Source organism: Neisseria sp., assembly GCF_030527965.1.
Lineage (GTDB): Bacteria > Pseudomonadota > Gammaproteobacteria > Burkholderiales > Neisseriaceae > Neisseria.
Genome location: NZ_JAUMZU010000008.1, coordinates 14,372 through 36,402, shown reverse-complemented (window position 1 = coordinate 36,402; position 22,031 = coordinate 14,372). Strand labels below are relative to the sequence as shown.

The following is a 22,031-nucleotide window of genomic DNA, read 5'->3' as shown; positions in this document are numbered from 1 at the left end:
TGATACCTGTATTTTTCAGACAGGCCGCCCGAATACAGGCGGCCTTACAGCATCAATTATTTGCTTTTGTTGCCGCATTTACCTTCGCCGCATTTGCCTTCAGCAGCTTTGGTTCCTGTTTTGGCAGCAGCTTTAGACGCGCCGCATTTGCCTTCGCCGCAGCTGCCTTCTTTGGCTTTTTGCGCGCCGGCTTTAGAAGCACCGCATTTACCTTCGCCGCAAGTGCCTTCTTTGGCTTTTTTCGCAGCCGGTTTCACTGTTTTAGCAGCAACAGTGTGCTTGGTTTGAGCAGCCATAGCACTTTGTCCGCCCAAAAGAGCCAAAGCACCAGCCAAAGCGATCAAAGAAGAAGATTTTTTCATGATATTTCCTTTATGATTAATTAAATTTAGATTACTTAAGTTGCCTGATAACACCATTGTTTCAGATAGGCATTACGCCTTTATTTACTACTGCAAAAATAATTCTAACGCATTTTTTTGCTTCTTGAATTGATATAGCCAGTTTTTTTGGCTTTAGAAGCACCGCAATTGGCTTCACCTGCTTTAGATGCACCACAGTTAGCTTCACCAGCCTTAGCTTTAGCCGCACCACAATTGGCTTCACCTGCTTTTGAAGCGCCGCAGTTAGCTTCGCCAGCCTTAGCTTTAGCCGCACCGCAATTGGCTTCGCCCGCTTTTGAAGCGCCACAATTAGCTTCACCGGCTTTCTGATGTGCAGCCACACCTGATTCGGGTGCAGTATGTTGGGAACCAGCCTGACAACCAGCCAAAGCAATGGCACCGGCCAACGCGATTAAAGAAGTTTTTTTCATGTTTCATGCTCCTAATTATTAATACATACAAAATTGACTTTTCAGTCGTACTCGATTTCAAACCAGCCTAGCAGCATTTTTTTACTGCACGGCGACCAAAAAACAGATAATCTAAAGAAAAGCGACCCATACCTTGCAATGCTTGTGGCAATAACACCAATATGTAAATCAAAGCCATTTTGTAGCCGTTGTCGCATACGTTATAACCGTTGCCACCATGCACAGCCACCCATGCCACTGCCGTTACCACCATTAAAGATAAAGCGCCTATACGCCCGAACAAACCGATTACCAACAACACCGGTACGATTAATTCGGCACCCATTGCCATCGTCCAGCTCACATTGACCGGAAGCAAGTTAATCGGAAACGGGAATGAATCTTGAATATCGGCAAACCAGTTTTCACCCTTCCATTTTTCAACGCCCGATTCCCAGAATTCGTAAGCAGTAAACAAACGCAATCCCAACATCGCAAAATCTTTACCCCATGTATCGGAAAAGCGGTTCAAGCAAGCCATGCGACCCATGATATGTGCTTTCTAAAATAAGTTGTTCATGCAGGAGTAGACGCCAAAAGCTACAGCATCTTACATTTTTTTTGATATTTTTTTCAAATAATTCATAAATCATTGAAAAACAAAATAAAAAAGCCTGTCTGAATTTTTCAGACAGGCTTTTTTCATGCAAAAAATACCGCTTATTTCGGGTCGGGAACATCCTGTGTGTAGCGTTTCAAACCGCCGCCAAGCACTTTGTACAAATCGGCAAGATTTTCCAAACGCGTAAGCTGATTGGCAAGCAACGTCGTATCCGCTCCATAACTGCTGCGTTCAGCATCCAGCAAATCCAAAGCACTCGATACACCGTGTTTGTAACGCAAGCGAACAAGACGCAACGCATCAGTGTAGGCTTTACTTTGCTTCAGGTTCGCCTCGTACGTTTTATCCAATTGCTCGCGGGCAACCAAGGCATTAGCAACATCCCTAAACGCCGACTGCACTGCAGCTTCATAAGCAACCACCTGAACTTGCTTTTGAATCTTAGCGTAGTCGAGATTGGCTTTATTACTGCCCCAGTTGAAAATCGGCAGATTGATGGTGGGAGCAAACGCCCATGTTTGGTTGCCACCTTTAAACAACCTGCTTAACTCAGTAGAGCCTGTGCCGATGGTGCTAGTCAGGCTGATGCTGGGAAAGAAGGCCGCTCGTGCCGCACCGATATTGGCATTCGCCTGTTTCAGCGAAAATTCGGCGGCACGAATGTCAGGGCGGTTAAGCAAAACGTCAGAACTCAAGCCGGCCGGCAGTTTATTGATTTTAAACTGCTGGCTTAACGGCAATCCTGCAGGCAGATTTTCCGGAAGCGGCTGATTCAGCAATAATGCCAATGCATTTAATGCTTGCTCCCTACCCTGCACGGCACTGGCGTAATCCGCTTTAGCCGATTCAATCAACGCCTCCTGCTGGCGCAAATCAATAGCGGAAATCACACCCGCCTTGTGTCTGAGCTGGGCCAATTTGTATGTCTGCTCACGGGTTTTCAACACATCTTGTGCCAGTTTCATCGTTGCTTCAGCATAACGCTCATTAAAATAAGCTTTGGCCACCGAAGCCACCAAAGTCAGCTGCGCCGCATCACGATTAGCCAAACTACTGAAATAACTTTGCAGTGCAGCTTGCGTGTTGCTACGAACCTTACCGAACAAATCAAGCTCATAAGAAGTCACACCCAAACCAACGGTGTAAGACGAAGAAACGGTTGACTGACCGGTTTGGCTCAAATCTTTAGCCGAACGACCGCGAGAACCCGTAGCAGTGGCATTGATTCCGGGCAACAGATTAGCCCTTTGAATCATATATTGCTTGCGAATGGCTTCAGCATTAAGTGTTGCCGTACGCAAATCAGTATTACGCTGTAGCGCAATTTCAATCAAACTGTGCAAGCGCGGGTCTGCAAAATAATCCTGCCACCCCACCGCGGCCGCCTGGATGCCCGTCTCGGGCTGTTTATCGTATTTAAACGTTTCCGGCACATTCACTTGAGGCTGCTCGTACTTGGGAATCATCGTGCAGCCTGATAGTGCAAGCACAACGGCCAAGACGCTCAACGCCGGTTTGAAATTCATTTTTTCCATATTGCATCCTTCTTTCAATGCTTGCCAGACGGTTTGTCATCATCTTCGGCAGCATCAAAGTGAAGCTCCGAACTGTCGACGGACACGCCATGTTCAAGGGCATGTTTGGCGGCCATTTCGTGCTCATGCGCGCTTTCTTTAAACAGCTTGCGTACCACCAAATAAAACAGGGGAACCAAAAACACCGACAATATCGTGCCGATCAACATACCCCACAATACCGTAGTACCGATGGCACGTTGGCTGGCCGAGCTGGCGCCCGAAGCAATATACAAAGGCACCACGCCCAAGATAAAGGCAAACGAAGTCATGATAATCGGGCGGAATCGCAAGTGTGCCGCAGCCAGCGCGGCCTCAATCGCGGTTTTGCCTTGCGCCTGCAAGTCTTTGGCAAATTCAATAATCAGAATCGCATTTTTGGCACTCAAACCCATCACCGTAATGAAACCGACTTGGAAATAAATGTCGTTCAAATAAGCCGGTTCAGCACCAAATAGCCCACCAAACAGATTACGGCCAGTCGCTCCCAACGCAGCGCCAAGTAAGCCCAACGGCACCACCAGAATCACGGCCAACGGAATCGACCAGCTCTCATATAAAGCGGCAAGCGCCAAGAATACGGCTGCAATGGCGAATCCATACAAGATAATGGTTTGAGAACCGCCCTTAGCTTCTTCACGGGATTGACCTCCCCATTCCAAGCTATAACCATTACCCAACTCATTCACCATACGTTGTACTTCGGCCATTGCCTCACCCGTAGAATAGCCGGAGGCCGGAGAACCGGTTACTTGCATTGCAGGATAGCCGTTAAAACGCTCGCTTTGCTCCGTACCGTTTTCCCATGATACCGTTGCAATGGTCGACAAAGGCACTGCCACACCTTGGCTATTAGGCACCGTGATGTTTAATATCTCGGAAGGCTGCATACGACTGGCGGCATCGGCTTGCACCATAACGCGCTGCAAACGGCCATTATTCGGGAAGTCGTTCACATACGAAGAGCCCAATGCTGCACCCAACGCGCTGCTGATGCTTGAGAAATTAATCCCTTGCGCAGCGGCAGCCTGACGGTTGATGTCGATTTTCAACTGCGGCGCATCTTCCAAACCGGTAGATCGCACGGTACTGGCATCAAATACCGGACTTTGGCGCATCTTATTCAACAACTCATTACGCTTTGCCAATAATGTTGCATGGCCACTATTATTGCGGTCTTGCAGATACAGACTCAACCCCGAACTATTACCCAATTCGTTAATAGAAGGCGGCACGATGGCCAAAGCAAAACCGTCTTTTACCGTTCCCATTGCCGCACCGGTCAGTTTTCCGGCCAAAGCAGAAGCGGAACTGGCACCTCCGGTACGCTCCGACCAATCTTTCAACATGATAAAGCCCATAGCCATATTCTGACCCGAACCTGAAAAACTGAAGCCGGAAACACCGATTACATTTTCCACTTCAGGCATGCCTTTGGCCAGTTTGGTAATGCCTTCCAAAGTCGCATCCGTGCGCTCTTTGGTAGCACCGGCTGGCAGCTGGATACTCATCATCAAATAACCTTGGTCTTCCGTCGGCAGGAAAGAAGTCGGCAAACGCATCAACATAAACACGCCCACCCCGGCCAATACGACGTAAACCACCATCATCCGGAAAGATTTGCGCAATACTTTGGCAACCCAACCTTCATAACTGTGGGTGCTGCTGGTGAATTTACGGTTGAACCAACCGAAAAAGCCTTTTTTCTCTTCATGATGCCCTTTCTGAATCGGCTTCAGCAAAGAGCCGCACAAGGCCGGTGTTAGCGTTAAGGCAAAGAAAGCGGAAAAGCCGATAGCCACGGCCATCGTAACGGCAAACTGACGGTAAATATTACCTGTTGCGCCGCTAAACATGGCCAAAGGTACAAACACGGAAATCAACACGGCGGTAATACCGATAACCGCACCGGAAATCTGCCCCATTGCCTTTTTCGTGGCTTCCTTCGGCGGCAAACCTTCGCTTGCCATAATCCGCTCAACGTTTTCCACCACGACAATCGCATCGTCGACCACAATACCGATAACTAAGACCATCGCAAACATGGTGAGCACATTAATCGACATCCCAAAATAGGAAATAACGGCAAACGCACCCAACAAAGAAATCGGCACAACAATCGTAGGAATCAAGGTATAGCGGAAGTTCTGCAAGAACAGGAACATCACCAGGAATACCAACACAATCGCTTCAATCAGCGTATGTACGACTTTTTCAATCGAAAGCTGAACGAATTTGGAAGTATCGTAAGGTGCACTCCATGTCATGCCGCTGGGAAAATACTTCTGCAAAGTATCCAATTTGGTACGAATCGCAGAAGCGGTTGCCATTGCGTTGCCGCTGTTAGACAGCATCACGGCCATACCGGTTGTATTGACGCCGTTAAGCTTAGTGGAAGTTGAATAACTTTCACTACCCAAACTCACAGTCGCCACATCTTTCAGATAAACATTGGCACCGGTAGTGGTTGATCGCAAAACAATATTGCCAAACTCTTCAGGCGTGCTTAATTGGCCTTGAGAAGTGATGGTGGCCGAAATGGTCTGACCGCTGACGGAAGGCAATGCACCCAAAGAGCCGGCGGAAATCTGGGCATTCTGAGCGCTGATGGCGGAAGAAACGTCTGCAAAAGACAAATTGTAATTCTGCAGTTTTTTCGGATCTACCCAAACCCGCATGGCTCGCTGCGCACCAAACAGGCGGACTTGACCGACGCCCTCGATACGTTGCAACTCAGGTACAACGTTACGCTGGGCGTAATCGTTCATGTCTTCCGTACTCTGCGTATTGGAAGACAGCATGACCACCATTAAGAAATTGGAGCGCGATTTGGATACGGTTACACCGTATTGTTGCACGGTTGCAGGCAAACTTGCGGTTACCTCCGACAGCTTGTTCTGCACATCCACTTGTGCCAAATCTTCATTGGTTTCGGGAGTAAAGGTCAGACTGACCGTACCTTGTCCGCTGGAATCCGCAGACGTGGTCATGTAGTCCAACCCTTCCACGCCATACATATTGCGTTCGATAACGGAGAGTACGCTGTCTTCCATCACTTTAGCCGAGGCACCGGGATATTGTGCCGTCAGCGTGATGGTCGGCGCTGCTACGGAAGGATATTGGGAAATCGGCAGATTGGTAATGCCGATAATCCCTGCTGCGATAACGAATATCGCAATCACCCATGCAAAGATGGGACGGTCGATAAAAAACTTAGCCATTTAACGTATCCTTATTTCTTTTCAGCGGATGCGGTCTGTGCATTGTCGGCAGGAGCGGAAGCCGCTTTGGCAGCGGAAGATTGTTGCTGCATCGATGCATCAGTTGCGGGCGTCCATTCTTTCGGTGTTACTTTTTTCGCCCCCGTGATACCGGCAATCATCGTGCCGTCTACAATAACTTTATCACCCGCTTTCAGGCCGTCTGAAATAATCCAGTTGCTGCCTTGCTGCTGAGCAACGGTCACCACACGTGGTTCCATGCCGTTCTGCGCATTCACAATCATCACCGTATCCTGTTTGCCGCGCGTTACCGCTTGTTGCGGCACAACAAATACATGCTCCATATCCGCCTGCGGCAGGCTTACGCGAACGTACAATCCCGGCAGCAATACATTATCGGGATTTGGCACTTCGGCACGCAGCGTAACTTGGCCGGTCGTTTCGTTGACCGTAGGATCGGCAAATAACAATCGACCTTTATGCGCATAGGTTTTGCCATTTTCCAGCTTGATGTCTACTTCCACCCCGCCGTTTACCGCTTTCATCTTGCCGTCGGCAATATCCTGACGCAGCCTCATCACATCGGTGGCAGACTGGGTTAAATTAACGTACATAGGATTGGTTTGCTGGATGGTGGCCAGTTTCGTGGTGCTGCCCGTGCTAACCAAAGTACCTTCCGAAACATAAGATTGACCAATATAACCGGAAATTGGCGCCGTGATGCGCGAATAGTTCACATTGATTTGAGCCGATTTAATCGCCGCGTTGGCGGATTTCACACTAGCTTCACCTGAGCGCTTGGCGGCTACGGCTGCGTCATATTCTTGTTTGCTGATGGCATCGGCCTGAACCAACGGTTTGTAACGCGTAACGTCGGCGTTTGCTTTGGCTAAGGTTGCCTGAGCGGAAGCCAATTGGGCGCGGGCACTCTCCAGCGCGGCCGCATAAGTCGCATCATCCAATTGGAAGAGCGGCTGCCCGGCATGAACATAACTGCCTTCTTGAAACAAGCGTTTTTTAATGATGCCACTGACTTGCGGCAGAATATCGGCGGAACGGCGCGATTCCAGCCGGCCCGGCAAATCCGTACTAACCGTTACCTGTTGCGGCTGCACGGTTACCACTCCGACAACAGGTGCCGGCGCCTGATTGCTCTGACTTTGCTCCGCTCCGCCTTTTGACGCGCCCTGCGCCGCGTCTTCTTTTTGTCCACAGGCTGACACGGCCAAAACGATGGCCGCCGCCAGCGTTGCTATGCGCCAAGCTTTTTTGGAGGCATTGATGTGAGTCATATGTATATCCTGTCTTGAAATAAACCAACTGAAGTATGCGTGAAATGAGTTTCAGGCCTGTCTGAACAAGATTCTCAGACCAGGCCTTGAAATAAAATAACGTGCACACCCCAGCAATAACAATAAACAGCATTATACATACACAATTGCATGTAACAAAATTATTTTTTATAATCATGTCATCACAAACCAGCCCTTACACAACATTAAGAAATTTTTTATGAGAAAAATCAAAGAAGAAGCTTTAAAAACACGCGAATATCTGCTGCAATCCGCACTCGATACATTTTATGTAAAAGGAATTTCACGATCCTCTCTCAACGAAATCGCTCAGAATGCGGGTGTGACTCGAGGCGCTTTATACTGGCATTTCAAAAATAAAGACGATTTATTCGATGCGCTGTTTCAACGAATCTTCTGCGATATAAACTCAGAGCTGGAACACGACATCAAAAATGAATCGGCTAACATCTGGATCAGCTTTCGCAAAGCCTTGCTTAATACGTTCGACCGTTTGGAAAACAACGAGATGCATCGTAAATTTTGCAATATCCTGCATCTGAAATGCGAGCATACCGAGCAAAACGAATCTATCATCAATTTGATGCAAAACTATCAGAATATGTGGCACAACCAGCTAACCGAAACGCTCAAAGCCTGCCTGAAACAAAAATCCCTGCCGCAAAATCTGGATATCGAATTGACTGTAATTTACCTTCAATCCACCATCAGCGGCCTGCTGCATCAATGGCTGATAAATTCGGAACAATTTCAAATCAGCAAAATCGCGCCGATTATCATTGACATCAGCCTCAACAACCTTCAAGAAAGCACTGTGCTGCGCAAATAAAACAAAATGCCTGTCTGAAACATTCAGACAGGCATTGTTTAAAACTTCGGATACACTGCAAGCAAAAACATCAATCAGGTTTACGTACCAAAAGCACCGGCACCTCAGCTTTACGCAACACCCCTTCCGCTACCGAGCCCAATAGCAAATGCGTTACACCCGAATAACCGTGCGTACCCATCGCAATCAAATCGCATCCCTCGTCTTCGGCCTCTTCCAACAGCAAATCCGTCATTTTTTCGCCTTGGCTGGTTACCACTTTGCTTGCAAAAGGCACGCCCGAGCCGGCTACTACACGCTCTGCCGTCGATAAAACTTCTTGCGCCGCTTCCTTAACCTTTCGGTCTAATTCGTCGCCTTCCCATATCAATACATTCTCCCGCTCCATCCTCAGCAAATCAACCACGTGCAGCGCCAGAATAGTTGCTCCGCTCATTTTGGCCAGCTTTACCGCCTCCTCCAAAGCATTTATCGATGCGGCGCTACCGTCTACCAATGCACAAATTTTGCGATACATATCGAATCTCCTTTTATTTACCACAGTTAAGTCAGCCGCATACAACCCTCAAACAGCCCGATCATACGCAGCTTTTTTCAGATTCAGCTTAACATAAAACAACCCCACTGCCACCCATTTAAACCAAATCAATGCTAAGATACCATCAAAAAACAAAGTGAAACCGATATGCCTTCACCTGCCATCATCATGCCAGACACGTTTCTCTTCGAAACGGAAATGACCGTCCAAATCGGCGACATCAACTACGGCAACCATCTTGCCAACGATGCCGTGCTACGGCTGTGCCACGAAGCCCGCATCCGTTGGTTGGCCTCACACCACTTTACCGAATTGGATGCCGGCGGCTGCGGCTTGATTATGGTCGATGCCGCCCTCCGTTACACCGCTCAGGCACGGCACGGCGACCGGCTCCTGATCAGCCTTGCCGCAGCCGAAACAAACCGCTCCGGCTTTGCCCTGTTCTACCGCATCACGCGCCCAGCCGACAGCCAAACCATAGCAACCGTGCGCACAGGCATGGTTTGCTTCGATTATGGCAAACAGAAAGTCACCCGATTACCGCAGGCATTACACTCCATCTTAATGCCTGTCTGAAAATACCAAACCTTTGAGAAGGAAACGTAAAATGAGAACTTACCCCGTCAACAGCCCGGAAGCAATGGCCCGTATCGTGTGCATGTGCATCATGGCCGACAGCGATATAGACGCTAGCGAATTTGCCGAATTACAACCCCGACTATACGAAGCCATCGGCCTGAGTCAACGCGAGTTCATGACCGTGCTGGCGCATTATCTGGAAGACATTGTTGACGATGCGCCCGATGGCCACATTAATCTGTTACAACCCGACAGAGTCAACACCCTTTTAAGCGAAGTAACCGAACGCGAAGCCCGCATCAACACACTGGCCACAGCCCTTTGCATTTGCAAAAGCGACAACGCACTCAACAACGCCGAGCTCGTATTGTTTCACCACATCATGCAACACTGGCAGCTTGACCTGACCGACCTCGAAATCGAAGTCAGCCTCGCATAACGCTTCCCATTCAGACAGGCTTTTACAACATGCCACACAGCTTCTTCGATTACCAAGATGCCTATCTGAAAACCCTGCAAAACGCAGGCAAATCGCCACATACCTTGGCAGCCTACCGCCGGGACCTCGTCCAATTAGCCGGTTTGCTGCCCGAAAAAGCGGCGGAAAGCATGCCGCAACGCAGCCATTTTATTACTGCTCTTAAAAAGCTCTCTCAGCAAAACCAAAATCCCCGCAGCATGGCGCGCAAACTTTCCGTTTGGCGGCAATATTGCGATTGGCTGGCACAGCAAGGCTTCCTAACCGGCAACCCCATAGAAAACCTCAAAGCGCCCAAACCATCGCAGCGTTTGCCCAAAGCAGTAGAACAAGAAACTCTAAACCGTCTGCTCGACAATGATACGGATAACGAAGCGCTCAGCCTGCGCGACAAAGCCATATTCGAATTGATATACGGCAGCGGCCTGCGTTTGAGCGAAGTGTGCACACTCAATCTGAATGACATCATGCTGCAAGACGGATGGGTTCATGTGTTAGGCAAAGGTAATAAAGAGCGCAACGTTCCGTTAAGCCGCAAAAGCATCGAGGCCCTGCAAGCCTATCTGCCTCAGCGTCATGCAGCGCATAACGAAAGCGCCCTCTTTACCAACCGTTTCGGCCGCCGCCTCGGCACGCGCCAAATTCAAAACCGATTGCGCGAATGGGCGCTCAAGCAAGGCAGCCCGCAACACTTGTCGCCGCATATGCTGCGCCACAGCTATGCCAGCCATCTTCTCCAATCCTCCCATAATATCCGGGCCGTACAGGAATTGCTCGGCCACAGCGACCTCGCAACCACCCAAATCTATACCAAGCTCGATTTCGACCATCTGGCCCAAATTTACGACCAAGCCCATCCCCGCGCCAAGCGCAAAAAATAAACTTGCTATCATCCAAAACCAATGCCTGTCTGAAAACGTTCAGACAGGCATTAAAAAAGCGCCGCATGGTTAAATGCAGCGCTTCGCTTCAATCAAAAACTTTTATTTATCGTCTTTCACTTCGGTAAAATCGGCATCCACAACATCATCATCGCCTTTTTTAGCCGAGGCAGAAGCATCAGCTTGACCGGCGCCTGCGGCACCTTCCGATTCAGCCTGAGCTTGGGCATACACAATCTCACCCAATTTCTGGCTGGCAGTGCCCAAAGCTTCTGCTTTCGCATCGATATCGGCTTTGTCTTCACCTTTAACAGCTTCTTCAGCTGCTTTTACCGCCTCTTCGATTTTCGCTTTTTCATCCGCATCAAGTTTGTCGCCATGCTCTTCCAAAGATTTTTTCACAGAATGAATCAGAGCTTCGGCCTGGTTGCGGCTTTGCACCAACTCATGCAGTTTTTTATCTTCTTCCGCATTTGCTTCGGCATCTTTCACCATACGTTCGATTTCTTCTTCGCTCAAACCGGAAGAACCTTGGATGGTAATATTGGCCGCTTTACCAGTACCTTTGTCTTTAGCAGAAACATGCAGAATACCGTTGGCATCAATATCGAAAGTCACCTCGATTTGCGGCATACCGCGCGGAGCGGGTGCAATGTCGCCCAAATTGAATTGGCCCAAAGATTTGTTGGCAGACGCTCTTTCACGTTCGCCCTGCAACACATGAATGGTTACGGCACTTTGGTTATCTTCGGCAGTAGAGAACACCTGCGATGCTTTGGTCGGAATAGTGGTGTTTTTATTGATGAGTTTGGTCATCACACCGCCCATTGTTTCAATACCCAATGACAACGGAGTTACGTCAAGCAGCAATACGTCGCTACGGCCACCGCCCAGAACCTCGCCCTGAATCGCAGCACCCAAAGCCACCGCTTCATCGGGGTTAACGTCTTTACGCGGTTCTTTGCCGAAATACGCTTTAACGGCTTCCTGAACTTTCGGCATACGGCTCTGACCGCCAACCAAAATCACATCATTGATGTCGCCCACGTTCAAACCGGCATCCTTCACGGCAATGCGGCAAGGATCGATGGTGCGGGTAATCAAATCTTCCACCAAGCTTTCGAATTTGGCGCGGGTAATTTTCATCGCCAAGTGTTTCGGGCCGCTGGCATCCATTGTGATGTAAGGCAGGTTGATTTCAGTCTGCTGGCCGCTGGACAATTCGATTTTGGCTTTTTCCGCCGCTTCTTTCAGGCGTTGCAAAGCCATTACATCATTTTTCAAATCAATACCTTGCTCTTTTTTGAATTCGGCAATGATGTAGTCGATCAAACGTTGGTCAAAGTCTTCGCCGCCAAGGAATGTATCGCCGTTGGTTGCCAATACTTCGAATTGTTTTTCACCGTCAATATCGGCGATTTCGATGATGGAAATATCAAAAGTACCACCGCCCAAGTCATAAACCGCTACTTTGCGATCGCCTTTATTGCCTTTATCCATACCGAAAGCCAGTGCAGCAGCGGTCGGTTCATTGATGATGCGTTTCACATCCAAGCCGGCAATACGACCCGCGTCTTTGGTTGCCTGACGTTGGCTGTCGTTAAAATATGCCGGTACAGTAATGACCGCTTCGGTTACTTTCTCGCCCAGATAAGCTTCAGCCGCTTCTTTCATTTTGCGCAAAATTTCAGCGGAAACCTGAGGCGGAGACAATTCTTTACCTTGGGCTTCTACCCAAGCATCGCCGTTTTTGGCTTTAACGATTTCAAACGGCATCAAATCGATGTCTTTTTGTACTTCTTTGTCTTCGAATTTATGACCGATTAAGCGTTTAACCGCATAAATCGTATTTTTCGCATTGGTTACGGCCTGACGTTTGGCAGGCGCACCGACCAACACTTCATTGCCGTCCAAATAAGCGATTACGGAAGGGGTTGTGCGCGCGCCTTCGGCATTTTCAATAACGCGGGTCTGGCCGCTTTCCGAAATGGCCACACATGAGTTGGTTGTACCTAAATCGATACCGATTACTTTTGCCATTATTTATTGCTCCTAGAAAATCAAATTATAGAATCATGTTCGGGCTTATCGCCCCTGTCGGTCTGTTAAATAAGGTTTTCCATCGGCTTTTTCAAGTGTGGATAACTATTTTATTTTTTATAAAAATCAAATATCTAAAAACTTATCAACAGGCCGCTTGTTTTTTAAGCGTCATTTCCTTTGGCGACCGTTACCATTGCAGGTCTCAATACACGGTCAGCCAGCATATAGCCTTTTTTCATCACGCCCACCACGGTATTCGATTCTTGCTCGCTTTCTACCGCCTGCATCGCCTGATGATGATGCGGGTCAAGTTTTTCGCCCGGCTGAGGATTGATTTCTTTAATCTGGGTGGCCTCAAATGCTTTGTTCAATTCATTTAAAGTCATTTGTACGCCCATTTTCAAAGCATCGAAATTGCCGCTTTGGTCAAGCAGCGCCATTTCCAGATAATCTTTAACCGGCAGCATTTCCGCCGCAAATTTTTGCCCGGCAAATTTATGGGTTGCTAAAATTTCTTCCTGATGGCGACGGCGTAGATTTTGCTCGTTAGCCAAGGCGCGCAGTTCCTCATCTTTCAAGCGGCCTTCCAACTCGGCAACTTTGGTCTGCAAATCTTCGTAAGTCGGTTCGCCCTGCTCTGTTTCGGCCTGCTGCTGGCCTGCCAATTCAACGGAGTCGGTACCGTCGTTATTTTTTTCTTCTTCAGAATATTGAGTTTGTTCTGTCATGTTTTTTCCTTTACGGAATAGAGAAGTGAATTTCATATCGTGCTTCCAATATTAAGGCTGTACCAAACAGTTTCAAGGGGTATTTTTAACAAATCCCATCCATCCATATCTATGCCTGTCTGAAACTCGGCAAGCCGTTTCAGGCAGGCATTCGTAAATGAAAGATAATAAATACGGAAATTTCTTGGAAAAAAACGTGCCGGCCTTTAGAATATTGCCCTTAATTCTGCACGCCCCTTCCAACAAGCGGGGCGCTTTTGAAAATTTAACAAGAATATGGATACCCTATGATTAATTTTGCCTACGCCGCTGATGCCGCCCCTGCAGCCAATAATATGCTAATGCAATTTGGCCCGCTGATTCTGATTCTGGTTGTTTTCTATTTCCTGATCATGCGTCCGCAACAGAAAAAATTCAAAGCCCATCAAGCCATGCTGGCCGAATTGAAAAGCGGTGACCGTGTCATTCTCGCCTCTGGCTTCGCCGGACGCATTACCCGTGTAGATGAAAAATTCTTTACGGTGGAAATCGCTAAAAACGTGGAAGTCCAAGTAGAACGCAACGCCATTGCCAGCAAAATCGAAGCATGATTCTTTTTGCAAAAGCCGCAGCCGATGCAAAACCATCCTGCGGCAGTTGTTTATCTTGATAAAACCGTGAAGATTTTTCTATGAACCGCTATCCGCTTTGGAAATACCTGCTGATTCTGGCTACCGTTGTTTTAGGTTTCCTCTACACCATACCCAACCTCTTCGGTGAAACACCGGCCGTACAAGTTTCAACCAACCGGCAATCCATCATCATTAACAATCAAACCGAAGAACGCGTTGCCGCGGCTTTAAAACAGGCGGGCATTGCTTCCGACGGCATGTTTGTAACCGATAACTCGCTGCGCGTGCGTTTCCGCGATACCGAAACACAGCTTAAAGCGCGCGACGTTATAGAAAAAATGCTGGGCGAAGGCTACATCACCGCGCTAAACCTGATACCGAACAGCCCCGATTGGATGGCGCGAATCAAGGCCAATCCGATGTTTCTGGGCCTTGACTTGCGCGGCGGCGTACACTTTGCCATGCAAGTCGACATGAAGGCAGCGATGCAGAAAACCTTCGAGCGCTATGCAGGCGACATCCGACGCGAATTGCGCCGCCAGAAAATCCGTGCCGGCAACATCATTCACAACGACAACAGCCTGGCCGTTCCGTTTCAAAGCGAAGCCGATTTAGCCAAAGCCTTATCGACACTGCAGAAAAGCTTCCCCGAAGCCACGCTAACCAGCGACGGTTCCCGTTTGATTCTGACTTTATCCGAACAAGTCATCAACCGTATCCGTTCCGATGCGGTTAAGCAGAATATCGCGACACTGCATAATCGTGTCAACGAATTGGGCGTGGCCGAGCCTGTTATCCAACAGGCAGGAGCCGACCGCATCGTCGTGCAACTGCCCGGCGTGCAAGATACCGCCAAAGCCAAAGACATCATCGGCCGCACTGCAACATTGGAAGTCCGCATGGTCAGCGACGACCCGACTCTGTTGCAGCAAGCAGCCGCAGGCAATGTTCCGGCCGGATACGAGCTGCTCTACACTGCCGGTGAACATCGCCAAGCCGTGTTGGTCAACCGCCAAGTAGAGCTTACCGGCGACAACATCAACGACGCCCAGCCCAGCTTCAACGAAAACAACCAACCCGGCGTCAGCATCAATTTCGACAGTTCCGGCTCTGCGATTTTTGCCGATCTCACTCGTGAAAACGTCAAAAAACGCATGGCGATGGTGTTAATCGATCAAGGCAAAGCGGAAGTGGTTACCGCTCCGGTCATTAACGAGCCGATTACAGGCGGCCGGACCATCATTTCAGGCAGCATGTCAACCGCCGAAGCTCAGGATATTTCTCTGCTTTTACGCTCCGGTTCGCTGGCTGCCCCGATGGAAATCGTGGAAGAACGTACAATCGGCCCGTCTATGGGTAAGGAAAACATTGAAAAAGGCTTCCATTCCACTTTATGGGGTTTTGTTGTCGTAGCCGTTTTCATGGTGATTTACTACCGCATGTTCGGTATTTTCTCCGTGATTGCATTGAGCGCCAACTTATTGTTCCTTATTGCGATTCTATCTTTCTTACAAGCAACGTTGACGCTCCCCGGCATCGCGGCGATTGCGCTGACGCTGGGTATGGCAATCGACTCTAATGTGTTGATTAACGAGCGCATCCGTGAAGAATTGCGGCTAGGAAAGAAACCGCAGACCGCGATAAACGAAGGATACCGGCATGCTTGGGATACCATTGTTGACTCCAACATTACATCGTTAATCGCCGGTTTGGCGCTGCTGATTTTCGGCTCCGGCCCGGTACGCGGCTTTGCCGTGGTGCACTGTATCGGCATTCTTACATCGATGTATTCTTCGGTTGTAGTTTCCCGCGCTTTAGCCAATCTGTGGTACGGCCGCCAACGCAGCCTGAAAAAAATCTCCATCGGCATCGCCAACCCTGTTGCCGCCGCCAATGCCAATAAGGAATAACTCATGGAACTGTTCCACTTCAAACGCGACATTCCGTTTATGAAATATGGGAAGCTAACGACATTCATCTCGCTGCTAACCTTCATTCTTGCCGTATTTTTCTTATTTACCAGAGGCCTGAATTTTTCGGTGGAGTTTACCGGCGGCACGGTTATGGAAGTGCAATACAGCAAATCGGCGGAAGTCAATCAAATACGTGAAGAATTAAGCTCGCTCAAATTGGGCGAGGTGCAAGTTCAGGCTCTGGGCAGCACGCAGCACATCATGATCCGCCTGCCCAATAAAGAAGGCACCACTTCCGCCGCGCTTTCCAATCAAGTGATCAACATCCTGAAAAAAGATGACCCGAAGGTAAGCTTGCGTCAGGTGGAATTCATCGGCCCGCAAGTAGGCGATGAGTTGGTGCAAAACGGCCTGATTGCCTTGTCTTTGGTGGTTATCGGCATCATTATCTACCTTTCGATGCGCTTCGAATGGCGCTTTGCTGTATCGGCCATCATCGCCAACATGCACGATATTATTATTATTTTGGGCTGCTTCGCCTTTTTCCAGTGGGAATTCTCATTAACGGTTTTGGCAGGCATTCTGGCTGTGTTAGGTTATTCGGTAAACGAATCTGTGGTTGTATTCGACCGTATTCGCGAAAACTTCAGAAAAGGCAGTATGCGCAATAAGAGCGTGCCCGAAATCATCGACAACGCGATTACTGCAACGATGGGGCGAACTGCGATTACCCACGGTTCAACCGAAGCAATGGTGCTTTCCATGCTGATTTTCGGCGGCAGCGCACTACATGGTTTCGCGTCGGCGCTGACCATCGGCATCGTATTCGGTATTTATTCTTCGGTGTTGGTTGCCAGCCCGCTGCTTTTGATGTTTGGCCTGAGCCGCGAAAACATTGCCAAGCCGCAGAAAAGAAAAGAAGAAGCAGTGGTATAAACGTTCACTGTCTGCCAACAAAAATGCCTGTCTGAAAATTTTCAGACAGGCATTTCGGTTATAATCCAAGCCGTTGCCAACCAAGCGCTATGCCCAGCCCTCCTCCTCTTGAGAAATTTATGACTACTTATTCCCTCTTTATCACTTGCCCGCGCGGTTTGGAAACCGTGTTACAAACCGAGCTGTCTGCTCAAGGCTGCACCGATATCCAAGCAACCGACAGCGGTGTGTCCTGCCGCGGCGGCTGGGAACAGGTCTACCGCATCAATCTGCACGCACGCACGGCCAGCCGGGCTTTACTCAGGCTAACTAAAGGCAACTTCCGTAACGAGCAAGACATCTATACCTTGGCTCGCAACCTCAAATGGTACGATTGGTTCGATGTACGTGATACCTTCAAAGTCAAAGTAGAAGGCAAGCACGCTCGCGTCAAGAGCCTTGATTTTACCGGCCTGAAAATCAAAGACGCTGTATGCGACTGCTTCCGCGAGCATCTCGGTTCGCGCCCCAGCGTGGAAAAACAACGCCCTGACATACGCATTCATGCCTTCATCGACAATCAAACCATTCAAATATTCATCGACACCAGCGGCGAAGCATTGTTTAAACGCGGCTATCGTCAAGATGCGGGCGAAGCGCCCCTGCGTGAAAACTTGGCAGCCGGCTTGCTGCTGCTGGCCGGATATGACGGCTCGCAGCCGTTTCAAGACCCGTTTTGCGGCAGCGGTACACTGGCCATCGAAGCAGCACTTATTGCAACCCGCCGAGCCCCCGGCCTGATGCGTCGCTTCGGTTTTGAAAAATTAAAAGGCTTCGATCAAGCCTTATGGGCAAAATTGAAACAACAAGCCCGCGAGGCCGTCACCACACAATCCGCCGCCATCGATGCTAGCGACAACGATCGCCAGATGATTCACACTGCCCGCAACAATGCTCGCGCCGCTGAAATCGAAAACTGCATCACTTTTTCAATACAAGACGCCCAAGAATCGCGACCGAACGGCGAAAACGGCATCATGATTTCCAACCCGCCCTACGGCGTTCGCTTAGCCGAAATTGCGGCATTACACGCGCTCTATCCGCAAATCGGCACTTGGTTGAAATTGCATTATGCCGGTTGGCTGATTGGCATGTTTACCGGCGATCGCGACATGCCCAAGCTGATGCGCCTGCAACCCAAACGCAAAATCCCGCTCTATAACGGCAATCTCGACTGCCGCCTGTTTCTGCTCGAAATGGTTCAAGGCAGCAACCGCTAAAAGCCTGTCTGAAATACAAAATGCCTGTCTGAAAATTTTCAGACAGGCATTTCTACAAACCTCTAGCCCATTAATCGCCTTTAGCCACACGGCGCCAATGATGCAGCAATGGCTCGGTATAGCCGTTGGGCTGTTCCGTGCCTTTAAATATCAAGTCGCAAGCGGCGAGAAACGCAGGAGAAGAATCAAAGCGCCCTACCATCGGCGTATAGGCTTTATCACCCTCGTTCTGCTTATCCACCACGGCTGCCATGCGCTCCAGCGTTTCCCTAACCTGAGCTTGGCTAACAACACCATGCAAGAGCCAGTTGGCAATATGCTGACTGGAAATACGCAAAGTGGCGCGGTCTTCCATCAGGCCGACATTATGAATATCGGGCACTTTCGAACAACCCACACCCTGCTCCACCCAGCGCACCACATAGCCTAAAATGCCTTGGCAGTTATTGTCGAGCTCTTGTTGTTTCTCCGCATCCGACCAAGCAGTGTTTTCTGCTGCCGGAATCATCAACAGCTTATCCAGTATTTCTTTATCTTCCCAAGGTTGGAAAGCCTTTTGCACATCAAACACGTTTACCTGATGATAATGCAGCGCATGCAGCGTGGCCGCAGTTGGCGATGGAACCCATGCAGTTGTCGCACCTGATTTCGGGTGCCCAATTTTCTGCTCCAGCATTTCCGCCATCAAATCAGGCATCGCCCACATGCCTTTGCCGATTTGCGCTTTGCCCGGCAGACCACAGGCCAAACCTTGCTGAACGTTATTGTGCTCATAGGCTTTAATCCACTCGGTCGACTTCATATCGCCTTTACGCACCACAGCGCCTGCATGTATGGAAGTGTGGATTTCGTCTCCCGTGCGATCTAGAAAACCGGTGTTGATAAACACCAAGCGCGATTTAGCAGCGGCAATGCAGGCAGCCAGATTGGCCGAAGTACGGCGCTCCTCATCCATCACGCCCATTTTCAAAGTATAACGCGGCAATCCGGCCAAATCTTCAAACGCACCAAACAGCTCATTGGCAAAAGCCACTTCTTCCGGGCCGTGCATCTTCGGTTTAACAATATATACGGAACCGGAGCGGCTATTGGTATTTTCTGAACGCTGCAAATCAAAAGGCGCAATCATCGCAGTCATCACACCATCTAAAATACCTTCGGGTATTTCGTTGCCGTCCTTATCCAAAATGGCCGGCGTCGTCATCAGGTGGCCAACATTGCGGATAAACAACATCGATCTACCGGGCAATTTAAAAGCAGAACCATCGGGTGCAGTATATTGCCTGTCTGAATTAAGTTTACGGGTAAAGGTTTTGCCGTTTTTCTCCACTTCCTCCACCAGCGTGCCGCTCATCAAGCCAAGCCAGTTGCGGTAAACCAGTGTTTTATCCTCTCCGTCTACTGCCGCTACAGAATCTTCGCAATCCATAATGGTCGACAACGCCGCTTCCATTACAATGTCTTTAATGCCCGCAGGATCTTGGCTGCCGATGGGACTATTTTTATCAATCAGAATATCAATATGCAAGCCGTTATGTAAAAACAATAAAGAAGTCGGTGCATCCGGGCTGCCGTTATAACCTTTAAACAAATCAGGCTGCTTAAGTCCACACTCTCGCCCATTTTGAAACTTCACCCGTAATGCCCCGTCAGCCACCAGATAAGCCGACACATCCCTATGGCTGCCTTCAGATAGCGGCAAACTGCCGTCTAAAATATCACGAGCAAACGCAATGACCGCGTCGCCGCGCTTCGGGTTATACGCCCCGACAGGTGCCAACTCACCATCCAAAGAAATTGCGTTCGTACCATATAAGGCATCATATAAACTGCCCCAACGAGCATTAGCCGCATTCAAAGCATAGCGCGCATTATTAATCGGCACCACCAGCTGAGGACCGGCTTGCTCAGCGATTTCACGATCTACATTTTGAGTTTCAATCTGAAAAGAAGCAGGCGCATCCGCCAAATAACCGATTTCACGCAAAAACGCTTGATAAGCAGCCTCATCCCGCACCGGCCCCGGGTACGCTTTATGCCACCCGTCAAGTTTCAATTGAATAGCATCGCGTTTAGCCAGAAGCTCACGATTACGCGACGCATATTGGTGCACCAAATCAGCGAACCCCTGCCAAAAACTTTGCACTGTATGCTGGTTATGTTTGGGCAAAATCTCTTCATTAACAAATTGATATAAATGATTGTCGACTTGCAAGCCTGCGGCTTGTGTATATTGATAAGCCATTTGGTTCTCCTGAAATTGTTTTTCTCATAGTGCATTTACAAACATGCGAGAAGAAAAATAACATTGATTCCAGCAAGAATAAATAGCCTGCCTGAAAATATTTAATTACATATTTTTCAGACAAGCATTTAGTTTTATTACACTTAACTACACATTTTTATTTTCCAATACATATTGAACATTAAAAATCAAAATGGCATTTTATACCAAAAAGAAATCTCATCCCAATCCATAGCCCATTCCATAAAATGGTTTAAACCCAAAAATCCAACTCGCTTATATATTTTTAAAAGAAAATTTCTCTAGCTTCTCTCAGAGCCTTAATAAAATTTAAAATGCAAAAATACAACATAAAAAATTAAAGATAATCGGATTATTAAATAGACAATCGGTTTAAAAACAGATTGTCATTCAAATAAGGCGCGCATAACTTCTAATTGAATAGTATTTAAAACTTAAAATTAATATTTGATTTTGAAATATATTTTTCAAAATAAAAAATATAAATCTATTTATCATTTAAACCGTATCGCAAAGCAAGAAGCAATTTAAAAAATAAAATACCGCTTATCATAATTTTTGAGCGATAAATAAATATTTTTGACATTTTCTTTATTGCTTAAATCATTTTATTTTGGCAGAATACAACCATCAACATAAAAACTAAAACCGAGAATCAACCCGGCTATTTAAATACAGTTAAATAAAACTTGGTATTTTATGCCAAAATAATTAAACACATTACATAAGGGTTTTTATCATGTCTATCCGCTCTCTTGCTTCTTCCATTATCGTATCTGCAGCTGTATTTGCCAGCCAAATAGCCGTCGCACAAAGCATTCAATTTTTCCACAAAAGCAATGAAATTAACGCGGCCCAAGCAAGTATTGATGGCAAATTAGCTGTTCGCCTAACCATCAACACCGACGGTTCGGTAAAAGACGTACGCGTTACCCGCACCAGCGGCAATACTGCCATCGACAACCAAGCCGTTGCATGGATGGGCACCCAAACTTTACGCCCTGCCTTCGTTAACGGCCAAGCCCAAGAATTCAGCGTAGTTAAAGAAATCAAATTCAGCCAAAATGGTGAAATGCAACTGGGTCTAAAGAAATAACCCTGTAGGCATCTGAACAGAGAGAATTAAAGCTAATCCCTTTGTTCTACTGAAAAGTTTGGAATAAGCCGATTATTTATGATGCAAAGAGTACGTTACTTCTAACTGAATAAGTAAAGTCTGTTCTAATTAATCGCTTTAGCCTTATGCATTTCATGGAAAACACTCCATATAGCATTTAATTCCGTTTATACACTCTCTCTAAGTTTAAGCGTGCCTCTTTTGAGCACGCTCTTTTTTATCGCCATTGAGAATAGAACCAACATCCTCACAGGGTTAAATTTCATTACAGATAGAATAATCACCAAGCTTAGAAAAAGTAATAACCTGTTTAGAACGGTGGCAAAACAC

At 48.0% G+C, this 22,031-nt stretch carries 19 protein-coding genes; 9 read left to right on the top strand and 10 right to left on the bottom strand.

All coding sequences use genetic code 11. The annotated features are described in order from the left end of the window. Positions 1 to 56: 56 nt before the first annotated feature. The 6 genes from Q4A84_RS04865 to Q4A84_RS04840 all read right to left on the bottom strand — a co-directional run bounded on the left by Q4A84_RS04865 (position 57) and on the right by Q4A84_RS04840 (position 7,502). Positions 57 to 362, bottom strand: a complete 306-nt coding sequence (locus Q4A84_RS04865) for a hypothetical protein (RefSeq protein WP_303087806.1) — start codon at positions 360 to 362, stop codon at positions 57 to 59. Between the two features lie 104 nt (positions 363 to 466). After that, the gene (locus tag Q4A84_RS04860) at positions 467 to 814 is read right to left on the bottom strand and encodes a hypothetical protein (RefSeq protein ID WP_303087805.1); all 348 of its coding nucleotides are present in this window, start codon (positions 812 to 814) and stop codon (positions 467 to 469) included. 67 nt (positions 815 to 881) lie between these two features. Beyond that, positions 882 to 1,334 carry a DoxX family protein gene (locus Q4A84_RS04855; RefSeq protein ID WP_303087870.1) on the bottom strand — a complete coding sequence of 151 codons (453 nt, stop codon included), beginning with the start codon at positions 1,332 to 1,334 and terminating at the stop codon, positions 882 to 884. 179 nt (positions 1,335 to 1,513) lie between these two features. Then, entirely contained in the window at positions 1,514 to 2,950 is a 1,437-nt protein-coding gene (locus Q4A84_RS04850; protein WP_303087804.1) for an efflux transporter outer membrane subunit, read from the bottom strand. A 14-nt stretch (positions 2,951 to 2,964) separates the two neighbouring features. Further along, on the bottom strand, positions 2,965 to 6,210 hold the full coding sequence (locus Q4A84_RS04845; protein WP_303087803.1) for an efflux RND transporter permease subunit: 3,246 nt from the start codon (positions 6,208 to 6,210) through the stop codon (positions 2,965 to 2,967). Between the two features lie 11 nt (positions 6,211 to 6,221). Next, complete coding sequence (locus tag Q4A84_RS04840; RefSeq protein WP_303087802.1) at positions 6,222 to 7,502, bottom strand: efflux RND transporter periplasmic adaptor subunit; 1,281 nt, start codon at positions 7,500 to 7,502, stop codon at positions 6,222 to 6,224. Between the two features lie 220 nt (positions 7,503 to 7,722). Between Q4A84_RS04840 and Q4A84_RS04835 the strand changes: the two genes are divergently transcribed. After that, positions 7,723 to 8,352, top strand: coding sequence for a TetR family transcriptional regulator (locus Q4A84_RS04835; RefSeq protein ID WP_303087801.1), 630 nt, complete (start codon positions 7,723 to 7,725; stop codon positions 8,350 to 8,352). Between the two features lie 70 nt (positions 8,353 to 8,422). On the opposite strand, the gene Q4A84_RS04830 is transcribed toward Q4A84_RS04835, so the two are convergent. Then, positions 8,423 to 8,869, bottom strand: coding sequence for a universal stress protein (locus Q4A84_RS04830; protein ID WP_303087800.1), 447 nt, complete (start codon positions 8,867 to 8,869; stop codon positions 8,423 to 8,425). Positions 8,870 to 9,037: 168 nt separating this feature from the next. Between Q4A84_RS04830 and Q4A84_RS04825 the strand changes: the two genes are divergently transcribed. Genes Q4A84_RS04825 through Q4A84_RS04815 form a run of 3 tightly spaced genes read left to right on the top strand, consistent with a single transcriptional unit; the run spans position 9,038 to position 10,828 of the window. Further along, a complete protein-coding gene (locus Q4A84_RS04825; protein ID WP_303087799.1) occupies positions 9,038 to 9,466 on the top strand; it encodes a thioesterase family protein in 429 nt (142 codons plus the stop codon). Positions 9,467 to 9,497: 31 nt separating this feature from the next. Beyond that, positions 9,498 to 9,908: a hypothetical protein gene (locus Q4A84_RS04820; protein WP_303087798.1), complete on the top strand. Its 411-nt coding sequence runs from the start codon at positions 9,498 to 9,500 to the stop codon at positions 9,906 to 9,908. Between the two features lie 29 nt (positions 9,909 to 9,937). Next, the gene (locus Q4A84_RS04815; protein ID WP_303087797.1) at positions 9,938 to 10,828 is read left to right on the top strand and encodes a tyrosine-type recombinase/integrase; all 891 of its coding nucleotides are present in this window, start codon (positions 9,938 to 9,940) and stop codon (positions 10,826 to 10,828) included. A 102-nt stretch (positions 10,829 to 10,930) separates the two neighbouring features. Here the strand turns inward: Q4A84_RS04815 and dnaK are convergent, their stop codons facing one another. Both dnaK and grpE read right to left on the bottom strand, forming a co-directional pair. Then, complete coding sequence (gene dnaK / locus Q4A84_RS04810; protein ID WP_303087796.1) at positions 10,931 to 12,868, bottom strand: molecular chaperone DnaK; 1,938 nt, start codon at positions 12,866 to 12,868, stop codon at positions 10,931 to 10,933. A 164-nt stretch (positions 12,869 to 13,032) separates the two neighbouring features. Next, positions 13,033 to 13,599, bottom strand: coding sequence for a nucleotide exchange factor GrpE (grpE, locus tag Q4A84_RS04805; protein ID WP_303087795.1), 567 nt, complete (start codon positions 13,597 to 13,599; stop codon positions 13,033 to 13,035). 287 nt (positions 13,600 to 13,886) lie between these two features. On the opposite strand from grpE, the gene yajC reads away from it, so the two are divergent. From yajC to Q4A84_RS04785, 4 genes are all read left to right on the top strand, one after another. Continuing rightward, a complete protein-coding gene (yajC, locus tag Q4A84_RS04800; RefSeq protein WP_303087794.1) occupies positions 13,887 to 14,189 on the top strand; it encodes a preprotein translocase subunit YajC in 303 nt (100 codons plus the stop codon). An 80-nt stretch (positions 14,190 to 14,269) separates the two neighbouring features. Next, complete coding sequence (gene secD / locus Q4A84_RS04795) at positions 14,270 to 16,120, top strand: protein translocase subunit SecD (RefSeq protein ID WP_303087793.1); 1,851 nt, start codon at positions 14,270 to 14,272, stop codon at positions 16,118 to 16,120. 3 nt (positions 16,121 to 16,123) lie between these two features. Further along, positions 16,124 to 17,059: a protein translocase subunit SecF gene (gene secF, locus Q4A84_RS04790; protein WP_303087792.1), complete on the top strand. Its 936-nt coding sequence runs from the start codon at positions 16,124 to 16,126 to the stop codon at positions 17,057 to 17,059. A gap of 119 nt (positions 17,060 to 17,178) precedes the next feature. Then, entirely contained in the window at positions 17,179 to 18,318 is a 1,140-nt protein-coding gene (locus tag Q4A84_RS04785) for a class I SAM-dependent RNA methyltransferase (protein WP_303087791.1), read from the top strand. Positions 18,319 to 18,388: 70 nt separating this feature from the next. Here Q4A84_RS04785 and Q4A84_RS04780 read toward each other — a convergent pair whose 3' ends face one another. After that, complete coding sequence (locus Q4A84_RS04780; RefSeq protein ID WP_303087790.1) at positions 18,389 to 20,563, bottom strand: malate synthase G; 2,175 nt, start codon at positions 20,561 to 20,563, stop codon at positions 18,389 to 18,391. A gap of 760 nt (positions 20,564 to 21,323) precedes the next feature. Here Q4A84_RS04780 and Q4A84_RS04775 point away from each other — a divergent pair. Beyond that, positions 21,324 to 21,680 (top strand): energy transducer TonB, encoded by a 357-nt coding sequence (locus tag Q4A84_RS04775; RefSeq protein ID WP_303087789.1) that lies wholly within the window; start codon positions 21,324 to 21,326, stop codon positions 21,678 to 21,680. The last annotated feature ends 351 nt before the right edge of the window (positions 21,681 to 22,031 follow it).

Coding starts and splice junctions, on each gene's coding strand:
- Q4A84_RS04865 (WP_303087806.1), bottom strand. CDS start 362: ATGAAAAAATCTTCTTCTTTGATCGCTTTGGCTGGTGCTTTGGCTCTT.
- Q4A84_RS04860 (WP_303087805.1), bottom strand. CDS start 814: ATGAAAAAAACTTCTTTAATCGCGTTGGCCGGTGCCATTGCTTTGGCT.
- Q4A84_RS04855 (WP_303087870.1), bottom strand. CDS start 1,334: ATGGCTTGCTTGAACCGCTTTTCCGATACATGGGGTAAAGATTTTGCG.
- Q4A84_RS04850 (WP_303087804.1), bottom strand. CDS start 2,950: ATGGAAAAAATGAATTTCAAACCGGCGTTGAGCGTCTTGGCCGTTGTG.
- Q4A84_RS04845 (WP_303087803.1), bottom strand. CDS start 6,210: ATGGCTAAGTTTTTTATCGACCGTCCCATCTTTGCATGGGTGATTGCG.
- Q4A84_RS04840 (WP_303087802.1), bottom strand. CDS start 7,502: ATGACTCACATCAATGCCTCCAAAAAAGCTTGGCGCATAGCAACGCTG.
- Q4A84_RS04835 (WP_303087801.1), top strand. CDS start 7,723: ATGAGAAAAATCAAAGAAGAAGCTTTAAAAACACGCGAATATCTGCTG.
- Q4A84_RS04830 (WP_303087800.1), bottom strand. CDS start 8,869: ATGTATCGCAAAATTTGTGCATTGGTAGACGGTAGCGCCGCATCGATA.
- Q4A84_RS04825 (WP_303087799.1), top strand. CDS start 9,038: ATGCCTTCACCTGCCATCATCATGCCAGACACGTTTCTCTTCGAAACG.
- Q4A84_RS04820 (WP_303087798.1), top strand. CDS start 9,498: ATGAGAACTTACCCCGTCAACAGCCCGGAAGCAATGGCCCGTATCGTG.
- Q4A84_RS04815 (WP_303087797.1), top strand. CDS start 9,938: ATGCCACACAGCTTCTTCGATTACCAAGATGCCTATCTGAAAACCCTG.
- dnaK (WP_303087796.1), bottom strand. CDS start 12,868: ATGGCAAAAGTAATCGGTATCGATTTAGGTACAACCAACTCATGTGTG.
- grpE (WP_303087795.1), bottom strand. CDS start 13,599: ATGACAGAACAAACTCAATATTCTGAAGAAGAAAAAAATAACGACGGT.
- yajC (WP_303087794.1), top strand. CDS start 13,887: ATGATTAATTTTGCCTACGCCGCTGATGCCGCCCCTGCAGCCAATAAT.
- secD (WP_303087793.1), top strand. CDS start 14,270: ATGAACCGCTATCCGCTTTGGAAATACCTGCTGATTCTGGCTACCGTT.
- secF (WP_303087792.1), top strand. CDS start 16,124: ATGGAACTGTTCCACTTCAAACGCGACATTCCGTTTATGAAATATGGG.
- Q4A84_RS04785 (WP_303087791.1), top strand. CDS start 17,179: ATGACTACTTATTCCCTCTTTATCACTTGCCCGCGCGGTTTGGAAACC.
- Q4A84_RS04780 (WP_303087790.1), bottom strand. CDS start 20,563: ATGGCTTATCAATATACACAAGCCGCAGGCTTGCAAGTCGACAATCAT.
- Q4A84_RS04775 (WP_303087789.1), top strand. CDS start 21,324: ATGTCTATCCGCTCTCTTGCTTCTTCCATTATCGTATCTGCAGCTGTA.